The organism is Vibrio sp. 1F279 (assembly GCF_041439815.1).
GTDB classification, from domain to species: Bacteria; Pseudomonadota; Gammaproteobacteria; order Enterobacterales; family Vibrionaceae; genus Vibrio; species Vibrio tasmaniensis_A.
In genome coordinates, this window is the sequence record NZ_JBGOOU010000001.1 from 273,022 (window position 1) to 289,728 (window position 16,707).

Here is a 16,707-nt window from a genome sequence, read left to right on the forward strand (position 1 = left end):
AAAATGCCAGCGGTTAGGCTGGCATTTGTTTAATTGCAACTATTCTTATTCCAAGAAAGAAGCAGTAATAGATGCTGAAGTTAACGCGTTGTCGATCAAGAAGTCTACAGCTTGTGTCTGCATGCTTACATGATGACCTGCGTCCAAAGGTGTTGGTGTAGTGGTATCTTGCGGTATTACAAACGTACTGTGTGCAGCAACATCACTGAACTTAACAAAGTCCTTCGCACCGTCAGGGGTCGTCTTACTTGAATCAACGACTGTTAGGCCAAGCTTAGTTGCTAACGGTGTCGTTCCTGCGAACGGAGCGTTTGCCACAGTGTTTGGTACTGTATCATCACCTTGTACTTGCCCCATATAAATAGGCAGAACAGGTGAGCCAGAAGCAACTAGATAAGCAGCATTGGTAAATGGATCCACAGTATCTAACACAGTTTGTGCAGCGTAAGCGAACTGTTGGAAAGCGGCTGTCATAGTTGCTTTCTGTGCAGCGGTCGCGTTTGCTTCAAACGTTGTGTAACACTGTTTGCTAGAGAGGCTTCCACAGTTCGCGGTTGCGAAACCTGCGTATTCAGTTGAAGCGCTCAATGCAACGCTGTGCTTAACTTGAGGGCCAAACTCTGTAGAACCCAGTAGAAGGTTAGATATCTGACCGCCTGAGTTTTCTATCGCTGCTGAACTGAATGAGTAAAGCGAATTAGCTGCGACACTACCGAGAGTACGGTTAGAGGCTGCAACTGCCGTCGTTCCAACAATACCGCCGAGTGAGTGGCCTAAGAACTTCACTTGTGAGCCAGTAGCTAGGTTAAAGGCCTTCAATGGAGAAGTACCGAGTCTGAGAGCTTTTAATGAAACAGCTAAAGATGCGCGTAAGCCCATTACATCAAGTGCACTTTGACGTACGTTATCGCGAGCGACGGGTAAGTTCGCTAAGTTTAGATAAGCCAAAACGTCAGTATTTGCCGAACGAGTATCATCTAAACTACGTGTACCGTGGAGCGGTAAGTCAATGGCCAATACTGCTACACCAGCTTTTGCAAGGTTGTAAGCGAAAGCATAAGCGTTTTCTTTCGCTGAGGTGATACCGTGTTGGTAGATCACAACATTAGTAGGATCAGAACCATTTGGAGTAAACAGTAAGAATTCGACGTCTTCTAATGATTTAACTTGAGGGACAGGTGAGTATTTGGTGATGACTCGCTCGCTATCAAGTGCTGAACCATCTTTAAGAGTCAGGTTTAAACCAATGAGTTTAAGCTGCTCTGTTTGACTCGTCGCTAATATACTTGTATCAATACCAGCAGCAATAAGTTGAGCGGCCATGTTCGCCTTTTCTGCACTATTACTTAGAGCATTTGAAACCTTAGCTAGGCTAGGCATACCTGACTCAAAGGGCTGAGAATTCCATTTGCTGCTGCTTGTTTCTAAGTAGTGAGGTAACTTAACCGACCCTTGACTTACATTGACATCTGCATTTGATGCATCGTACATCGCCCCAATAGCAAATTTGGCTTTAGCAATCTTAGTCGAGTCACCGCCACCAATGTATTTATCAAAATCAGTGTCATTGGCTAATGCTGTTTTGAATGTTACTGCAGGAAGAAACGACATAGTGTAAGCGGCTTTTAGGTCAACCGAATTAGGGTTTGCACTGCCTTTCCATACACCATTTAGGTTCGCAGAAGCCAACCCAGTCGCTGTTGCTGCTTTTGTCGCGAAAAGCGAACCGCCAACCGATTCGGTGGTAAACCACGTCGAATAAATGATGTTTTTGCTATCAAGGCTAACTTTACCGGCGACATTCGCCCCTGCAAAGATTTTCTCTACACCCTGAGTTACTTTCTGTGCTTGAGCTAAGCTGCCGTCAGTATAGGTTACTGAACTTGATTTAAGAGCTGCGTAGCTTGACGACATACCTACCGGGTCGCCATTAACATCGGTCAGTTCATTCGACAGTGCCAACACGTATTCGCTTGAAGCATCGAGTGAATCTTTAAATACAATAGTAAAGGCATCCGTTGCAGCGCTAGATAACACATTAAAGTGCGTCCCTAGAGTCAAAACGCCTGTAACCGTTGGTGGTGTTGTGGATGTGAGTGAACTACTAAGTTTTAGAATGTAAACGCCGCCAGTCGCGACACCGTCGGCAAGACCGGTACCTTCGAAATTCATAATGATTGGCATCGAAGTAGACCAGCCATCCATGGTATTCATTGCCGCGATTGGATTAGTTAACGAATCTTTGCCACCCGTTGGTAACCCGAGAGTGCCATCCGTCGTGTCCATCAGAGCAAAGCTTGGCAGTGGAACCGCTTTGTTAGCACCACTTAGATGAAACTTAATACTCGTTGTGCGAGCCAGTGAATCTTGAATGTACTGCTCATATTTAACGGCGGTTGAGGCACCTGAACTCGAAGAGTCATCACCACAACCGGCAAGAAACATCGCCGAAGCAAGCAGCGAAACACTAAATAACTTTTTCATGTTTTAATTCCGTTTAGTTAAAGGTGTAGTTCAGTTGAATTGCTGACAGGTAAGCTACTGCATCGCCTGAAAACTCAAGCTTTTGACCCAGTTCGTTAGTTTCCGTGAAATCACCATCTTTACTTTGTACAAGTGCAAAGCCAGCATCAATAGAAAGATCTGGGCTGTATTGGTAAGTCAAGCCAGTGCTGTACCAGTAACGATCGCTATCTGGGATACTTAACGTTGCTTGACCAGCTTGCTCGTCATAAGCAAGACCCGCCCTTAGTGTCCACTCTTGATTCAACTGATAAGTCGCACCCAACGAGTAGCGGTTGTTATCCTCGTAGTGTTCTGTCTTTTTAAAACACACACCATCTTTACAATCTGGACTGGTCGCTTTAAGTTCTTTAAAACTGCTCCAACCCGTTTGTTGCCAACCGTAGTGGATAGCCCACTGCTCGGTCAGTTGGTGGAAAGCCGATATTTCAATAATTGAAGGTAAGGTAATTTTTAAGCGGCCAGTCGTTGCAGTTGCGCTACCTTGTACGATTCCACCGGTGTAATCTTTGAAATCACCATCGTCAAAATCAAGGTCAACTTCCGAACGATAAGCGATAGAAAATCGATTGTTTTCATTCAATTCATATAAGCCACCCACATTCCAACCAAATGCGAATGTTTCACCAGTCATACTGATTAACTTCGTCGACGAAGGATCTCCAGTAACATTTGAAATAGCACCTTGGTGTCGGTTGAGTTCAGCTTCTGCGTAAACAAGGTTTACGCCAGCGCCGATGCTGAATTGGTCGTCGATTCTATACGCTACGTTTGGGTTTAAATTGACAGACATTAGTGATGTATCACCAGCTAGATCACCTGCGTAGATATCATCTGGGTAATCGGTAGCAACACCGTAGTTGGAAAACATACCAATGCCCCAAGCCCATTGTTCATTGATTGGGCTAATGTAGTAAGCACCAGGTACAATCTGAAGGGGAGCGACGTCTTTAGATGTCTGACTTTGCCCGCCAGAACCTGGAACATTGTTTTGAGTAATGTCTACTTCTGGATCAACGACAGAAACCGCGCCTGAAAATTGGGCTGTATCAAATAGGGTCATTGCAGCGGGGTTTCTCGCAAGTACACTCGCGTTATCGGCAACTGCACCTTCACCTGAGAATGCGCGTCCAAGGCCTGAGGCAGAGTGCTCAGCAACTTGGAAACCAGCCGCAAGTGAATTACATGCAAATAGTACAGAAAGCGAAACGAGAGAGCGTTGTATTGTTTTCATCCTTGACCCTCCTAGGGCATCAAATCTCATTCTTATTGTTGAAAACACACTGAGCATTCTTATTTGTGACGCTCCAATGTAAATGACATGTTAAATTCATGTTTCATGCAAAGTCAAAGAATGAGTTATCATTTTGTGAAGTTATATTTTTGAGGGGCGGGACTTTAGCATTTATAATATGCATACAATCAATGGTTTATTCGTGGTTGGAGGTGTGACCAGAATGTTTATGCGCATTAACGGAATAAATAGTGTTCAATTGCTTAAATATGTAACAACTTTGTTTGTGTTTACCGTTAATCGCTAAATCGGCATAATACGGTTTCATTTACGATGGCATTAAATTGGAATTTAAGTTTGGAATTACTCGCGATAGAGTTTCTTGGAAAACCGCTTCGTTTAGAAGGTTCAATGGCTGGTTGGCAACAGCTGTTCTGGGATAATACACTTGTGTCTCAACTGGATGCGACCTCAGAGCAAGACAATGCTCGAACTCACTCATTCATGTTGCAATCTGGCGAAGATACGTTGCAGTGTCACGTCAAAGCGTCAGTTCAATGGCAGCCATTTGAGATGTACTACAAAGCCTCCGTCAATGGTCAAACGATTGCCGAAGGTAACCGCGACACTAAAGACATCGAGCAACAAACTCCCGTTGTAGCACCTAAACCTGAGAAGCGTTTTAGCTTAATTGGATTAGTGTCGCTTGGTATGAAAGCATTAAAAAGTGCCAAGCTAATCAAAGTCGTACTTGCCTCAGCGAGCTTGGCTGCGTATTCATGGCTGTTTTCAATTCAATTTGCTTTAGCTCTAATCGCTTGCCTTATGTTCCATGAATACGGTCATATTAGAGCGATGAAATACTTTGGCATGAAGACCAAAGGCATCTATTTGATACCGTTCCTTGGTGGTTTAGCGTTATCCGATGAGAAGATCAATACGCGCTGGCAAGACGTAGTTATCTCAATCATGGGGCCATTGTTCGGATTGATATTGTCTTTGGTGTTTACCGTGTTGTACTGGATCACTGGCGAGATGTTCTTTGCTGGGCTTGCAGTATTCAACGCGCTATTGAACTTGTTTAATCTATTGCCAATTTTGCCTCTCGATGGCGGACATGTACTGAAAAGTATCAGTTTCTCAATGAACAGCGTGCTTGGTATTGTATTGTGTATCGCAGCCGCTGTTGCTGGTGTGGTACTGAGTTATCAGTTGAATCTGACCTTGTTTGGTTTCTTATTGATTATGGGTAGTGTGGAAATACTTTTCGAATGGAAAGGGCGTCACCACAGTCACTTGTTACCATTAGACAAATACGGTCAAGTCGTTTCGTTTGTTTGGTATGTGGGTTTGGTGAGTAGTTTGATTGGTGTTATCTGGTATTTTGCATCTACTGGTGATCAACTATTAAGCCTACCATTGCAAATTCTTGGTACTTAACAAGAATCAAAACAAAAAATGCCCTAGCCAATATGGATAGGGCATTTTTGTATTCGAAGTTTAGCGTCTAGACAAATGTAAAATTACGCTTTGCAATTTGGTCTTGGAGAACCCGATTGGGGAAGCGTTTTGATCGTCGCTTGCAGATCTTTGATACGCGTACTGTGCGAAGGGTGTGTAGAAAGCAGTTCTGGGGGCTGATTACCACCCGATGCCTTCGCCATGTTTTGCCATAGGTCGACACTTTGGTTAGGATCAAATCCAGCTCTAGCCATATACTCTAGGCCAACAACATCGGCTTCAGACTCTTGAGTTCGCCCATACGGTAGAATAACGCCGTACTGAACGCCTAAACCTAAAGCAGCCATCGTCATACCTTGATATTGGCTGTATTCTGATGCGCCTAATGCGATGCTAGTAACCGATAAGCCAGTGTTAGCGATTTGAGACTGAGATAGGCGCTCGTTACTGTGGTCTGCTAAAACGTGCGCCACTTCGTGTCCGATAACTGTTGCGAGTTGGTCTTGATTAACCGCTACCTTAAGCAACCCGGTATATACGCCAATTTTTCCGCCTGGTAGGGCGAATGCGTTTACTTGGTCACTGTCAAAGACAACAACTTCCCATTCACTAAAACCTTGTTTAGGAATGTATTGCGTGATGCTGTTTGCAACGCACTGTACATAAGCGTTCGTTTTTGCATCTTTGCTGATGGGTTGTTCTTTCTTCATTTGTTCAAAAGACTGTGCTCCAAGCTGAGACATATCTTTATCTGAAAAAAGCAGTAATTGGTTTCTGCCTGTTGGGGAAGCGCTGCATGCACTTAGCCCAGCGAGTGTAAGAAGCGAGGCAAACTTCATCCATGACGTCATACAATATCCTCTGTGTATTCGGTTTTTATGCATGTTAACATCAACTTGTGTAATAGCTAGTAGCAGTAAGATAACTATTTCGGTAATAATCCCAGCAGTAATGCTAACGTTATTGGTTTTATCAACCTATTAACGATGATAAAACTGCACACGCGATAACAAAGCCAATAATTAAGGAACCTACATGAGTATTTGGAAAAAGCCCGTTGACCTAGAGATCTTCAACGCGACCTCAAAAAATACCTTAATTGAACACCTCAATATTGTATACACCGAGGTCAACGACAACTCTTTGGTGGCAACCATGCCGGTTTGTCATTTTACCCACCAACCTTTAGGTATGCTCCATGGCGGCGCATCGGTTGTGTTAGCAGAAACGCTTGGCTCATTGGCTGCTAATTTTTGCGTTCCAGAAGGCTACTATTGCGTTGGGCTAGATATCAACGCAAACCACGTTAGATCCATGCGCGAAGGTCATGTTGTCGGTACTGCTGAGCCTATTCACTTAGGTGTATCTACCCAAGTATGGCAGATAAACATCACGGATGAGCGTCAACGCTTAGTCTGTACAAGTCGTTTAACTATTGCTGTGAAGAAACATAAGCGATAATAGGCTAAGCATTAGTTAGCTGTGTTTGTATTTATAAGAAGTAATCTGTATTTAAAAATAGTCCGAGAAATCCATGGTCATAACGTTTAAAAGTGGGAAAATCATCGCAACCGCACATGAGCTTGTCGTTCGTTTGGATGGTGAGCACAGAGTAACGCTACAAGCTCAAGTTGATGCAATCCAACTGATAGGAAAAGGGGCAAATGTCATTTCAGCCAATGGTTCTGAATGCAAGTGGTCGATTAAATTAGACAACGAACAGCAGCTTCGAGATATTGCCAATGAAATCGGCTGCGATGTGATGTAATCGTATACTGCAAAAGTACTTAGACCTTCTATTTGAATCAAATCTTAGGACACCATACCTAATAAATCGCAAGAAAATCACATCAGTAAGATTGATTTTAAGTCTTAAAATAGGGAAACTGAATTCAATGTCCTTTGAATAAGTTTTCCTCTTTATGAGCAGCCCAAGACTTCGCGTTCAATTTGAAACCCTGTTTGAATACTTCGATGGTAAAGATTCTGATGTTCAGCTCGACGACATCACGGATGTGCTTTGTTGTACCCGTCGTAATGCCCGGATGGTACTCAATAAGCTTGAAGAAGAAGGATGGGTTGAGTGGTTACCTGCGGCAGGGCGAGGCAAGTTATCTCAACTTATTTTTAAGCAGAATCGTTGCGATGTCAGTGAAAACTTAGCAAGACGCTACTTACAAGAAGGTAAAATTGGACAAGCGCTGTCAGTGCTTGATCACAATGCAGCCAAGCTGACTCAAGTTATTCAAAATTACTTGGGTGTGCAATACCAGGAAGGTGAGCAGGTTATTCGTTTGCCTTATTACCGACCGCTTTCTATGCTTAACCCGACAAAGTCGATGCGACGATCTGAGCAGCATATTACCTGTCAGGTATTCAGTGGGTTAACACGTTTGGATGAGAACGATCAATTACAGCCCGATCTAGCTCATTCATGGCAAAGAATCAGCGATTATCAATGGCGATTCTTCTTGAGACCCGGAGTCCGTTTTCATAACGGAGAGCCTTTGTTAACTAATCATGTTGTGGATACGCTGCTAGCACTCGAACCTCTCAATATGTTCTCACATATAAAAGACGTCTCTTCTCCGGCAAACTGTGTGGTTGATGTCTTTTTAACGCGACCAGATAAACACTTCCCACTCGCTCTGACTGAATCCGTTGCCAAAGTCACCTTACCGATGATTTTACGTGGTGAAGACTACGATATTCGACCGATTGGTACCGGCCCGTATCGCATTGAAAAGAATGATGATAAACAACTCGTATTAACGGCTTTCAACGGATATTTTGGTTTTAGGCCATTGATTGACCGTGTTGAGGTTTGGGTTGTTGATGAGGCTTACTCTTCAATGGTGTACCCAAGTCTTTCTAAGCCTGTAATGGCGGATCGCGGCGATAGCGACGAAGTCGAACTTGATCCCGGCTGTACCTATTTACTGTTGAATCGGAAAAAGGGCATCGCACAAGATCCTGCATGGGCGCAATTTTTATCGAATACTTTGAATGCGGCCGATCTGTTTGTACACATTCCGAAAGAAACTGTTATCGATTTGGGAGTGTTACACGCTTACGGGATAAAGCCCGGTTGGTATGATATCAAGTTGAACGCGCCGGTTTGTCCACCAGCGAATGCGAAACCAACCATTAGATTGGCTTACCAATGCCAACACCCAATGTTTCCAACACTTGCGAAGGCTATTGTTACAGTGTTGAAGCAATATGACGTCGACGTTGAACTTTATGGTTACGAAACCGATCCTCCACACGCCGATAATGTCGATATTTGGATTAATCCAATGGGTATCGCTAACAATAGAGATGACGCGTTAGCGGGCTGGTTGATGGATTACAGCTTTCTCGATGAATCTAGCCCGGCAGAAGACTTCGATCAATGGTGTCACATGATCGATCGTTGGCGCTCGGGCGAATTCGAGCAATTCCCAGCAAGACAGTTAGGTAAACAATTGGTGCAAAGCAATCAATTGATTCCAATGTTCCACTGTTGGTTAGGCGTTAACAAAGATCAATGCGGTACGCTGCAAAACGCCAAGTGCAATGCACTGGGTTGGTTTGACTTTAGCCAAGTTTGGGTAAAACCGGACGTTGACTAAGACCAGAGATAACTTGATTAGGACAACACGATGCAAACGGTGATGATCACATTTATAACGCTGGTGGCGTTTGCTGCCAATTCAGTGTTGTGTCGTTGGGCTTTGATGGATCAAACCATAGATCCTTTGAGCTTCTCGATCGTTCGTATCATATCGGGTGCGCTTACACTTCTGATTTTATTAACTTTGTCTTCCCACTGTAAGTCTAGAGAGGAGCTAGTAAACAACGACACGTCGGTAGAGACAAAGCTCAAATTACCGTTTCAATTCACATCAATATTGTCACTCCTCGTTTATATGTTTGGTTTCTCGTTTGCTTACTTAGAGCTTGGTGCAGGTCTCGGTGCTTTGGTTCTGTTTGTCGCGGTTCAATTTACGATGATTGCCGCACACCTGTTAGCTGACAATAGAATGTCATTGTTAGAGTGGTGTGGTTGTTTGTTGTCAGTTTCTGGGCTCGTTTACTTACTCATGCCGACGGATTCGACAAGTTCGCCCGATATAACCTCCATCATATTGATGGCGCTGGCTGGAGTAGGTTGGGGGATTTATACACTTGCGGGTAAGAAATCCACGAACGCGTTGCAATCCACTACTGCCAACTTTGCATTTAGCTCGTTAGTGATCCTTGTGTTAGTAAGCCTGTTACTTGTCATCCCTAATGTGGCATCGCAAATATCCATCACAGAACAAGGCTTGATTTACGCAATATTGTCGGGCTCAGTGGCTTCTGGTGTGGGTTATAGTTTGTGGTATTACGTGGTGAAAAAACTGGATACAGTGGTCGCATCCATTGCACAGCTTTCTGTTCCCGTTATCGCGACACTTGGTGGCGTTTTGTTGTTATCTGAACCTGTTACTATGCAATTTATTATCTCATCGACTGTTATCTTACTTGGGATAAGCTTGGTTCTTGTCGCACCTAAACTTAAGAAATAAAAGGTTCAATCATTAACTTCTATGGCTAAACCAAACAAAAAACAACCGACTAAAACGGTTCAGATTTTCTGTGCGAAATGCAAAACGCAACTTTTTAAATATCGGAAAGGCGGCAAAGGGGCGCTCGTAAAGTGTTTTAAGGAACGTATAGTCGAAGATTTCACAAAAGACCCTTGTGTGTGCCCTGAATGCGGAATTGAATTTGCGCGAGATACCTTGGTTCGAGGTACGCCTGCCTACAAGTTTGTGGGGGGCAAGGTAACTATGAAGTAGTACAGAAGAAAAAATGCCGCAACACATCATGCGTGTGGCATTTCACATTGTTTTTTATATTCAGAAGAAAGGTTAGCGCTTAATGAGCTCTAACTCGTCCTTGAAGTTGCAACAGTAATAGCGAGACAATGGCACCCGTCGTATCACACAGCATGTCTTTCTGTGCATCCCAAATATCACCTTGTGAGCCAAGGAACGCGATACCTTCATCACCACCTGCAATCTCTGCATACCACCACTCAATAATTTCATAACCTGCTGCAACACTCATGATCGCAAATAGGGCAAAGAAACAGGCTAGTATCGGCTGAGCCAATTTCTTACGAATCAAATACTCTGCGAGTGGATAGGCATAAAGACCAATGGAGAAATGGGCTACTCGGTCAAAGTTATTGCGCTCAGAGCCAATAAGGTTATTGAACCAGTCAAATGGCACTTCTGCGAAGGTATATTTTGCGCCTATCGTGTGCAAAATAAGCCAGATAAACATCAGAGCATAAGCTGTCTTAGAAAAGGTGAGCTTGGTGGATAACCACCATATCCCGATAAGAATACCGAGAGCAGGGACGATCTCAGCGATCCAAACGGCTCTTGAAGATGGCGCAAAGGCTGAAAAGAGAAAGATAACAAGATAGACAGCAGTTAGTGAGAGTAGAGGTCTATTTTGAGCAAGTGGCGTAATTGTCATCATCAGATCCTTTATAAGTTTTATGTATAGTTACATAATAATGAACAGTGTTCAATTGAGATCTAATCACCAGATTTGTTGAAAAGTAGTGTTATCGCCCAGTATCTAGACAAACGGTTGTTAGAGTTTCACAAAAGTTTGATTTACAACAAAGCGATCCTTAAAATCGTTGCATTACTACATAACAAGAAAGAAAAGTCATGAAACTGGAAACTGTCGATTACCTTGCTGACGACGCAGCAAAACAATTTGTTCGATCTCTACGTGAAACGGGTTTTGGTGTTCTTAAGAATCACCCCATCCCAAAAGAGCTTGTTGAGTCAATTTACGAGAACTGGTACCAATTCTTCATTTCTGAAGAGAAAGAGAACTTCCACTTCAATGTTGAAACACAAGATGGATATTTTCCACCTTCAGTTTCTGAAGTTGCTAAGGGCCACACTGTAAAAGACATCAAAGAATACTTTCACGTATACCCTTGGGGTCAGATTCCTGAACAGTTAAAAGAACAGATTCTAGATTACTACCAACGTGCTAATGCTTTTGCTCAAGAACTATTAGGTTGGGTTGAAGCACATGCGCCTCAAGAAGTACAAGAGAAGTTCTCAATCGCGCTTTCTGAAATGATTAATGGCAGCGAACAAACACTGCTTCGCGTCCTTCATTACCCACCAATGCAAGGCGATGAAGAGCCAGGTGCTATCCGCGCAGCCGCTCACGAAGACATCAACTTACTGACTGTTCTTCCTGCAGCAAATGAGCCGGGCCTTCAAGTTAAAGCTCAGAATGACGAGTGGTTAGATGTTCCATGTGACTTCGGTAATATGATCATAAACATTGGTGACATGCTTCAAGAAGCATCAGGTGGTTACTTCCCATCGACAACTCACCGTGTAATTAATCCATCAGGTGAACGCCAAGAGAAATCTCGTATCTCTTTGCCACTATTCCTTCACCCAAAACCGGAAGTTGTACTGTCTGAGAAGTACACCGCAAATGAATACCTAATGGAACGTCTAAGAGAGCTTGGTGTTATCTAATTAACTAGTTCCTTGTCCTAAAATTGTTATAGATATCAGAGGTCAGCAAAATTGCTGGCCTTTTTTGTTTTTCCAAAGAGCTAAACCAATTATAGTCAATTACTGGTCACCTTAGCTGCGTAATTTTGATGGATAACGGGCTTTTGAGCCAAGCAATTGAAGGTGGTGTCCCATTAAGCTCGACAAATCGTAGAAAATCGCTTTCAATTCGGAGAAGTCAGCCCACTGACCTAGGGCAATTCATCATGCCTAACAAGCTAACAAGCTAACAAGCTAACAAGCTAACAACTTAATAACGCAAACGAGCCAACTATGTCGAATAATCAAGGTGTGAGAGCAAGCTTTCATAGCCATATGGAGAACCCTTTGCTTTGGCCCATTATGGAAGTGCTTAAGCGAAAACCAAGTGGATGGAAAGTACACACACTGGCGGCTCATCTAAACGACCTTGGGTTTATGCCTGTATTAGATGCAGCACCTGAGAAGGAGTTATTTAAAAAGAACTTTCTCATTATGAATGCGCTGTATCAGCTTCAAGAAACGTTGCACCCTGATGGTTGGCTTCAAGTTCAAGCTATGGATATTGAATTGATGAATGGAAGCTATCATGGAAATAGCCACAGCATTGATCACCAAGACCCACTTCGAGACTACTACACTAATTGGGCTAACTATGAAGCGGATGAAGGTGAAGTCAAAAGGCTGCTGAACGAGTTTTGGACTCGGTACAGAAAGTTTGTTGGCGCTGATACGCTCAATTTAGATAAAAACCGTGCATTGAAGTTATTTGATCTCCCTGTAGACGCAACGCATAAGGAAATAAGAAAGCGTTGGCGACAGCTGGCATTGCGGTGGCATCCCGATAGAGACGAGGGCAATACGGCAAAATTCCAGACGCTTTGTGAAGCGTGGCATGTATTACGAAGTTCATGATCGACGTAACTCTTACTGCGCTGTTATTGACTCTTTAGAGTGAAATTTAAGCCCTATATATAAAAATGAAAAGCCCCATGTTGTGAGTGACACAAGTGGGGCTTTGTCGTCATTACGTTTGTATTGTTACTAGGCTATGCGTTGTTGCTAGGTTATGTATTGTTACTAGGTTAAGCGTCGTTACAACTTCATTTATTATGCTATGAGTGATCTTTGCTTTCGCCACTCTTATGTTCGAATGCATAGTCGAGTACTTTACGGATATAAGGAGCACCGACCTTGGAACCACCATTACCGTGCTCGATGACCACAGTCGCGACATATTCAGGGTGTTCGTAAGGTGCGAAGGCCGTGTAAAGCGCGTGGTCGAGTAAATGCCGAGCCAGTTTCTTGGAGTTATAGACCTGATCTTTTGCAAGATCAAATACTTGGGCTGTTCCCGATTTACCGCCGCTAGTGTAGTCAGTTCCTTTAAATGCACGTCTGCCGCTACCTCGACTGCCGTGGTTTACGAGTCGCATCGCATTAATAGGTACATCCCATATCTCGTCTGGTACTTCAGTGATCGACAGCATCGGCTCAGGTTCAACAAGTTTTTGCGTATCAAAATCTTCACCGTGATCTAAGGTAGCTCTCAAGATATGAGGTGGCATTACCTTCCCATGATTAACTAGTACCGAGGTTGCTTTGGCAAGTTGCATTGGCGTGGATGTCCAATACCCTTGGCCAATACCAATAGGGACGGTGTCACCTTGATACCAAGGGGTACGATAACGCATCATCTTCCATTCTCGAGTTGGCATGTTGGCGGTACTTTCTTCATAGATATCGATGCCCGTAGGTTCACCAAAACCAAAGCGATTCATCCAACTTGAGATGCGGTCGATACCTAAATCAAAGGCGGTTTGATAGAAGAATGAATCCACCGACTCTTCAATCGCTTGAGTTACGTCAACAGGACCGTGACCCCAGCGTTTCCAGTCTCGCCATGATTTAGAGTTGCGTTTGGAACCGGGAATTTGCCATGAACCGTGATCATCACGAATGGTGTTTTCTGATATAACATGCTCTTGTAATCCAGCAACGGCCATAAATGGTTTTATGGTGGATGCTGGAGGGTAAACGCCCAGTGTGGTGCGATTCACCAACGGGTGAGCAGGGTCATTCAATAGACGTTGGTAGTTCTTACTCGAAATGCCGTCGACAAATAGATTAGGGTCATAACTTGGGCTAGATGCCATCGCCAGTACACTGTTGTCTTTTGGATCGAGGATAACCGCACTTCCGGTTCGGTGATCAAGTTGTTCAAATACGTATTTTTGCAGTTCAAGGTCAATATTTAATACTATGTCTTTGCCTGCAACTGGCGGCACGTACTCAATAGTCCGAACAACACGGCCACGGCTGTTTACTTCAACTTCTTGATAGCCTTTGGTTCCGTGTAGGGTATCTTCGTAATAGCGTTCGACACCGAGCTTACCAATAATAGTAGTCGCTTGATAATTCGCTTCGATGCCTTTTTCTTCTAGCTTCTTTAGGTCACTATCATTGATGTGTGCCACATACCCTAATACATGCGTCAGCACCTCTCCATTTGGGTAAAAGCGCTTTAAGTTCGTATCAATCGATAAGCCGGGGAATTGGTACTGGTGCACTGAGAACTTAGCGATCTCTTCTTCACTTAGGTTCTCTAATATAGTGACAGATTTGAAACGGCGCGTGTTGTGATAACGTTTTTTGAATCGAGCGATTTGCTCAACATCACGCGGGATGTATTTGTCTAGCTTGGCGAGCATGGTATCGACATCATCTATTTGCTCGGGAATCATCGTTAGATTAAACACAAGCTTGTTCTCGGCAAGCAACACACCATTACGATCGTAAATTAGCCCGCGAGTAGGCGCGATAGGCAATACTTTGATTCTGTTGCCATCAGCACGAGTTTGATAGCTTTCAAAATTGTCGACTTGAAGTCGGTACAGGTTGGCGACTAAGACGAGAGTGAACAGTAAGATCCCACAAAACGCCACGATTACACGGTTTTTGAATAGGTTTACTTCGATTTTATGGTCACGCATCTTAACGCGTTTATGATTCATTGAAGCCTCAAGAGTCTGTTACATTTAGTTACACCTATCGAGTCGGAACTTTATCTGAATATCGCCATAGTTTTGTAAAAGCTGTGTCATGATTTTGGGGATTTCTATGATTAAAGCGCTGACCAACAATGTAGTCACGTAAAGAGTGGGCGAATTAGTTAGAAATATAGGAATTGAACGAAAAAAAACGGCCCTCATAAATGAGAGCCGTAATAATAAAGATTAACTTAACGCGAGGTATTAGTTCGAGTTCGAAGGTTTGAACTGAGATTTACGCATTCTGTTTAGAGCGGCCATTACATCCAATACTCTTGGTTTCGCTAAGTCACCGTAGTTTGGCATGTTCACGTGCCACTCATCGCTTAAGATAGCGCTAAACTCTTTAGCAGGGTTGTTTGACCAACCTGGAGTTTGTGCAAACTGGAACCAAGCCCAACCAATCGCGTTCACTTCTGACGTTGATTCTAACTGCTCTAATGCAGAAAGGTCCGCGAATTCCTTACCAAAACGCAGTGACTCTTTGCCTTTCGCGTTAACTCGGAATTTACCGTCAGTAAGAATGTTCATCAGTGCAGCACGGTTTAACGAGCGAGGAACAAACGTTTCTAATGCGGTCTCACATTCGTTAGTTCGTTGAGTAGGGTGTTGAGCTATCACTTCTTGTGCTTTATCAGTTACGTCTACTGCTTGGTAGTCGTGCATTTGAATCACAGTGTCAGCCACGTCTAGGTAATCGCCAGAACCACCCATTACAACAATGGTAGAGATATCCATCTCTTCACGTAGTTGGCCAATACGGTCAACAAGTGGAGTGATTGGCTCAGCACCTTTTGATACTAGCGCTTGCATACGTTCGTCACGAATCATGAAGTTAGTCGCTGACGTATCTTCATCGATAAGGAGCGTTTGAACGCCTGCTTCAATCGATTCTTGTAGCCAAGCCGCTTGCGATGTAGAACCTGATGCATCTTGTGTGCTGAAATTAGACGTGTCTTTCTGCATTGGTAAATGGTTGATGTAGTTTGAAAGATTCAAGTTGTGTACACATCGGCCATCTTCAGCACGGATCTTCATCGTATCGGTCGCAGTCACGATACCTTCACGGCCATCACCAGGAATATGGTTATAGATAGAACGTTCAACGGCGTTCAATAGTGTAGATTTACCATGGAAACCACCACCAACGATCAGCGTGATGCCTTTAGGAATACCCAGGCCAGTCACATCACCTTGGTTTGGCGCGTTTAGCGTCACACTTAAAGACTCTGGTGCTAGGAAAGGAACCGCGCCTTTCATTGGCAGGTCGCAGTTACCTGCAATACGAGGTAATACACTGCCATTTGCAACGAATGCTGCTAGGTTGTTTTCTTCCAATTGAGCACGCAATGCGTCTTGGTCTTCAACAGCTTCACAATGCTTAATCATCGCTTCGATGTTGAGTTCGCGTTCAAGAGTTGCGCGACGAATAAACTTAGGCAAATAGAATGTAATGATGTTGATTGCTTTCTTTGCAAGAATACTACGACCATCAGCGGGTAGGTTGATACGAAAACGAATTTCGATACCGTGCTCGGTGAAAACCACAGATGTGTTATCCAAAACAGTTTGGCCGGTTAGTGCGATAGACACTGTCGCTTCTTGCTTAGCAAATTCAGAGAAGCTACGTGCAATAAAATCACGCGCTGCTACTTGGTATTCGTAAGATTTTTCTTTAAGCCAATCTAACCCTGTTAACGACCAAGCGCGTGTTGCGCGAAAACGTGAAGATGATGCATACGGGTCACCTTGAACGTGGTCGATGTGTAATTCGAAATCAGCAAAGTCGTATTGACCTTTAATTTGTTGATATGCGCGGAAGTTTTGTTTTTCGAGCTTTTTAAGCTTTGCAGTCAACTGATCCATA

14 protein-coding genes are annotated in these 16,707 nt (G+C 43.6%); 8 read left to right on the top strand and 6 right to left on the bottom strand.

The window, feature by feature from the left end:
- Nucleotides 1-45: 45 nt before the first annotated feature.
- Nucleotides 46-2,484 (bottom strand): VolA/Pla-1 family phospholipase, encoded by a 2,439-nt coding sequence (locus ACED60_RS01140; protein WP_371726713.1) that lies wholly within the window; start codon nt 2,482-2,484, stop codon nt 46-48.
- Between the two features lie 13 nt (nt 2,485-2,497).
- Nucleotides 2,498-3,757 carry an outer membrane protein transport protein gene (locus ACED60_RS01145; RefSeq protein WP_009845318.1) on the bottom strand — a complete coding sequence of 420 codons (1,260 nt, stop codon included), beginning with the start codon at nt 3,755-3,757 and terminating at the stop codon, nt 2,498-2,500.
- A 357-nt stretch (nt 3,758-4,114) separates the two neighbouring features.
- Between ACED60_RS01145 and ACED60_RS01150 the strand changes: the two genes are divergently transcribed.
- A complete protein-coding gene (locus ACED60_RS01150; RefSeq protein ID WP_371726714.1) occupies nt 4,115-5,197 on the top strand; it encodes a site-2 protease family protein in 1,083 nt (360 codons plus the stop codon).
- A gap of 83 nt (nt 5,198-5,280) precedes the next feature.
- On the opposite strand, the gene ACED60_RS01155 is transcribed toward ACED60_RS01150, so the two are convergent.
- A complete protein-coding gene (locus ACED60_RS01155; RefSeq protein WP_012600658.1) occupies nt 5,281-6,069 on the bottom strand; it encodes a M48 family metallopeptidase in 789 nt (262 codons plus the stop codon).
- Between the two features lie 184 nt (nt 6,070-6,253).
- Between ACED60_RS01155 and ACED60_RS01160 the strand changes: the two genes are divergently transcribed.
- The 5 genes from ACED60_RS01160 (at nt 6,254) to ACED60_RS01180 (ending at nt 10,044) form a co-directional block, all read left to right on the top strand.
- The gene (locus ACED60_RS01160; protein ID WP_017097935.1) at nt 6,254-6,679 is read left to right on the top strand and encodes a hotdog fold thioesterase; all 426 of its coding nucleotides are present in this window, start codon (nt 6,254-6,256) and stop codon (nt 6,677-6,679) included.
- A gap of 73 nt (nt 6,680-6,752) precedes the next feature.
- The gene (locus tag ACED60_RS01165) at nt 6,753-6,986 is read left to right on the top strand and encodes a DUF3389 domain-containing protein (RefSeq protein WP_009845322.1); all 234 of its coding nucleotides are present in this window, start codon (nt 6,753-6,755) and stop codon (nt 6,984-6,986) included.
- 154 nt (nt 6,987-7,140) lie between these two features.
- Nucleotides 7,141-8,832 (top strand): SgrR family transcriptional regulator, encoded by a 1,692-nt coding sequence (locus ACED60_RS01170; RefSeq protein WP_371726715.1) that lies wholly within the window; start codon nt 7,141-7,143, stop codon nt 8,830-8,832.
- 30 nt (nt 8,833-8,862) lie between these two features.
- Complete coding sequence (locus ACED60_RS01175) at nt 8,863-9,771, top strand: DMT family transporter (RefSeq protein WP_371726716.1); 909 nt, start codon at nt 8,863-8,865, stop codon at nt 9,769-9,771.
- Between the two features lie 21 nt (nt 9,772-9,792).
- A complete protein-coding gene (locus ACED60_RS01180; protein ID WP_009845325.1) occupies nt 9,793-10,044 on the top strand; it encodes a hypothetical protein in 252 nt (83 codons plus the stop codon).
- A gap of 79 nt (nt 10,045-10,123) precedes the next feature.
- On the opposite strand, the gene ACED60_RS01185 is transcribed toward ACED60_RS01180, so the two are convergent.
- The gene (locus ACED60_RS01185) at nt 10,124-10,732 is read right to left on the bottom strand and encodes a DUF2238 domain-containing protein (RefSeq protein ID WP_122047331.1); all 609 of its coding nucleotides are present in this window, start codon (nt 10,730-10,732) and stop codon (nt 10,124-10,126) included.
- Nucleotides 10,733-10,932: 200 nt separating this feature from the next.
- On the opposite strand from ACED60_RS01185, the gene ACED60_RS01190 reads away from it, so the two are divergent.
- The gene (locus ACED60_RS01190; RefSeq protein WP_371726718.1) at nt 10,933-11,772 is read left to right on the top strand and encodes an isopenicillin N synthase family dioxygenase; all 840 of its coding nucleotides are present in this window, start codon (nt 10,933-10,935) and stop codon (nt 11,770-11,772) included.
- 312 nt (nt 11,773-12,084) lie between these two features.
- Nucleotides 12,085-12,705, top strand: coding sequence for a DNA-J related domain-containing protein (locus ACED60_RS01195; protein WP_065679007.1), 621 nt, complete (start codon nt 12,085-12,087; stop codon nt 12,703-12,705).
- 200 nt (nt 12,706-12,905) lie between these two features.
- Here ACED60_RS01195 and mrdA read toward each other — a convergent pair whose 3' ends face one another.
- Together mrdA and ACED60_RS01205 are read right to left on the bottom strand one after the other, a co-directional pair.
- Complete coding sequence (gene mrdA / locus ACED60_RS01200) at nt 12,906-14,804, bottom strand: penicillin-binding protein 2 (protein ID WP_371726719.1); 1,899 nt, start codon at nt 14,802-14,804, stop codon at nt 12,906-12,908.
- Nucleotides 14,805-15,044: 240 nt separating this feature from the next.
- The gene (locus ACED60_RS01205) at nt 15,045-16,706 is read right to left on the bottom strand and encodes a P-loop domain-containing protein (protein WP_371726720.1); all 1,662 of its coding nucleotides are present in this window, start codon (nt 16,704-16,706) and stop codon (nt 15,045-15,047) included.
- Between the last annotated feature and the right edge of the window lies 1 nt (nt 16,707).

What these genes read in the sequence shown, in the direction of transcription:
- ACED60_RS01205 (WP_371726720.1), bottom strand. Translation starts at nt 16,706, where the DNA reads ATGGATCAGTTGACTGCAAAGCTTAAAAAGCTCGAAAAACAAAACTTC.
- ACED60_RS01165 (WP_009845322.1), top strand. Translation starts at nt 6,753, where the DNA reads ATGGTCATAACGTTTAAAAGTGGGAAAATCATCGCAACCGCACATGAG.
- ACED60_RS01155 (WP_012600658.1), bottom strand. Translation starts at nt 6,069, where the DNA reads ATGACGTCATGGATGAAGTTTGCCTCGCTTCTTACACTCGCTGGGCTA.
- mrdA (WP_371726719.1), bottom strand. Translation starts at nt 14,804, where the DNA reads ATGAATCATAAACGCGTTAAGATGCGTGACCATAAAATCGAAGTAAAC.
- ACED60_RS01145 (WP_009845318.1), bottom strand. Translation starts at nt 3,757, where the DNA reads ATGAAAACAATACAACGCTCTCTCGTTTCGCTTTCTGTACTATTTGCA.
- ACED60_RS01180 (WP_009845325.1), top strand. Translation starts at nt 9,793, where the DNA reads ATGGCTAAACCAAACAAAAAACAACCGACTAAAACGGTTCAGATTTTC.
- ACED60_RS01185 (WP_122047331.1), bottom strand. Translation starts at nt 10,732, where the DNA reads ATGACAATTACGCCACTTGCTCAAAATAGACCTCTACTCTCACTAACT.
- ACED60_RS01195 (WP_065679007.1), top strand. Translation starts at nt 12,085, where the DNA reads ATGTCGAATAATCAAGGTGTGAGAGCAAGCTTTCATAGCCATATGGAG.
- ACED60_RS01160 (WP_017097935.1), top strand. Translation starts at nt 6,254, where the DNA reads ATGAGTATTTGGAAAAAGCCCGTTGACCTAGAGATCTTCAACGCGACC.
- ACED60_RS01140 (WP_371726713.1), bottom strand. Translation starts at nt 2,484, where the DNA reads ATGAAAAAGTTATTTAGTGTTTCGCTGCTTGCTTCGGCGATGTTTCTT.
- ACED60_RS01190 (WP_371726718.1), top strand. Translation starts at nt 10,933, where the DNA reads ATGAAACTGGAAACTGTCGATTACCTTGCTGACGACGCAGCAAAACAA.
- ACED60_RS01170 (WP_371726715.1), top strand. Translation starts at nt 7,141, where the DNA reads ATGAGCAGCCCAAGACTTCGCGTTCAATTTGAAACCCTGTTTGAATAC.
- ACED60_RS01175 (WP_371726716.1), top strand. Translation starts at nt 8,863, where the DNA reads ATGCAAACGGTGATGATCACATTTATAACGCTGGTGGCGTTTGCTGCC.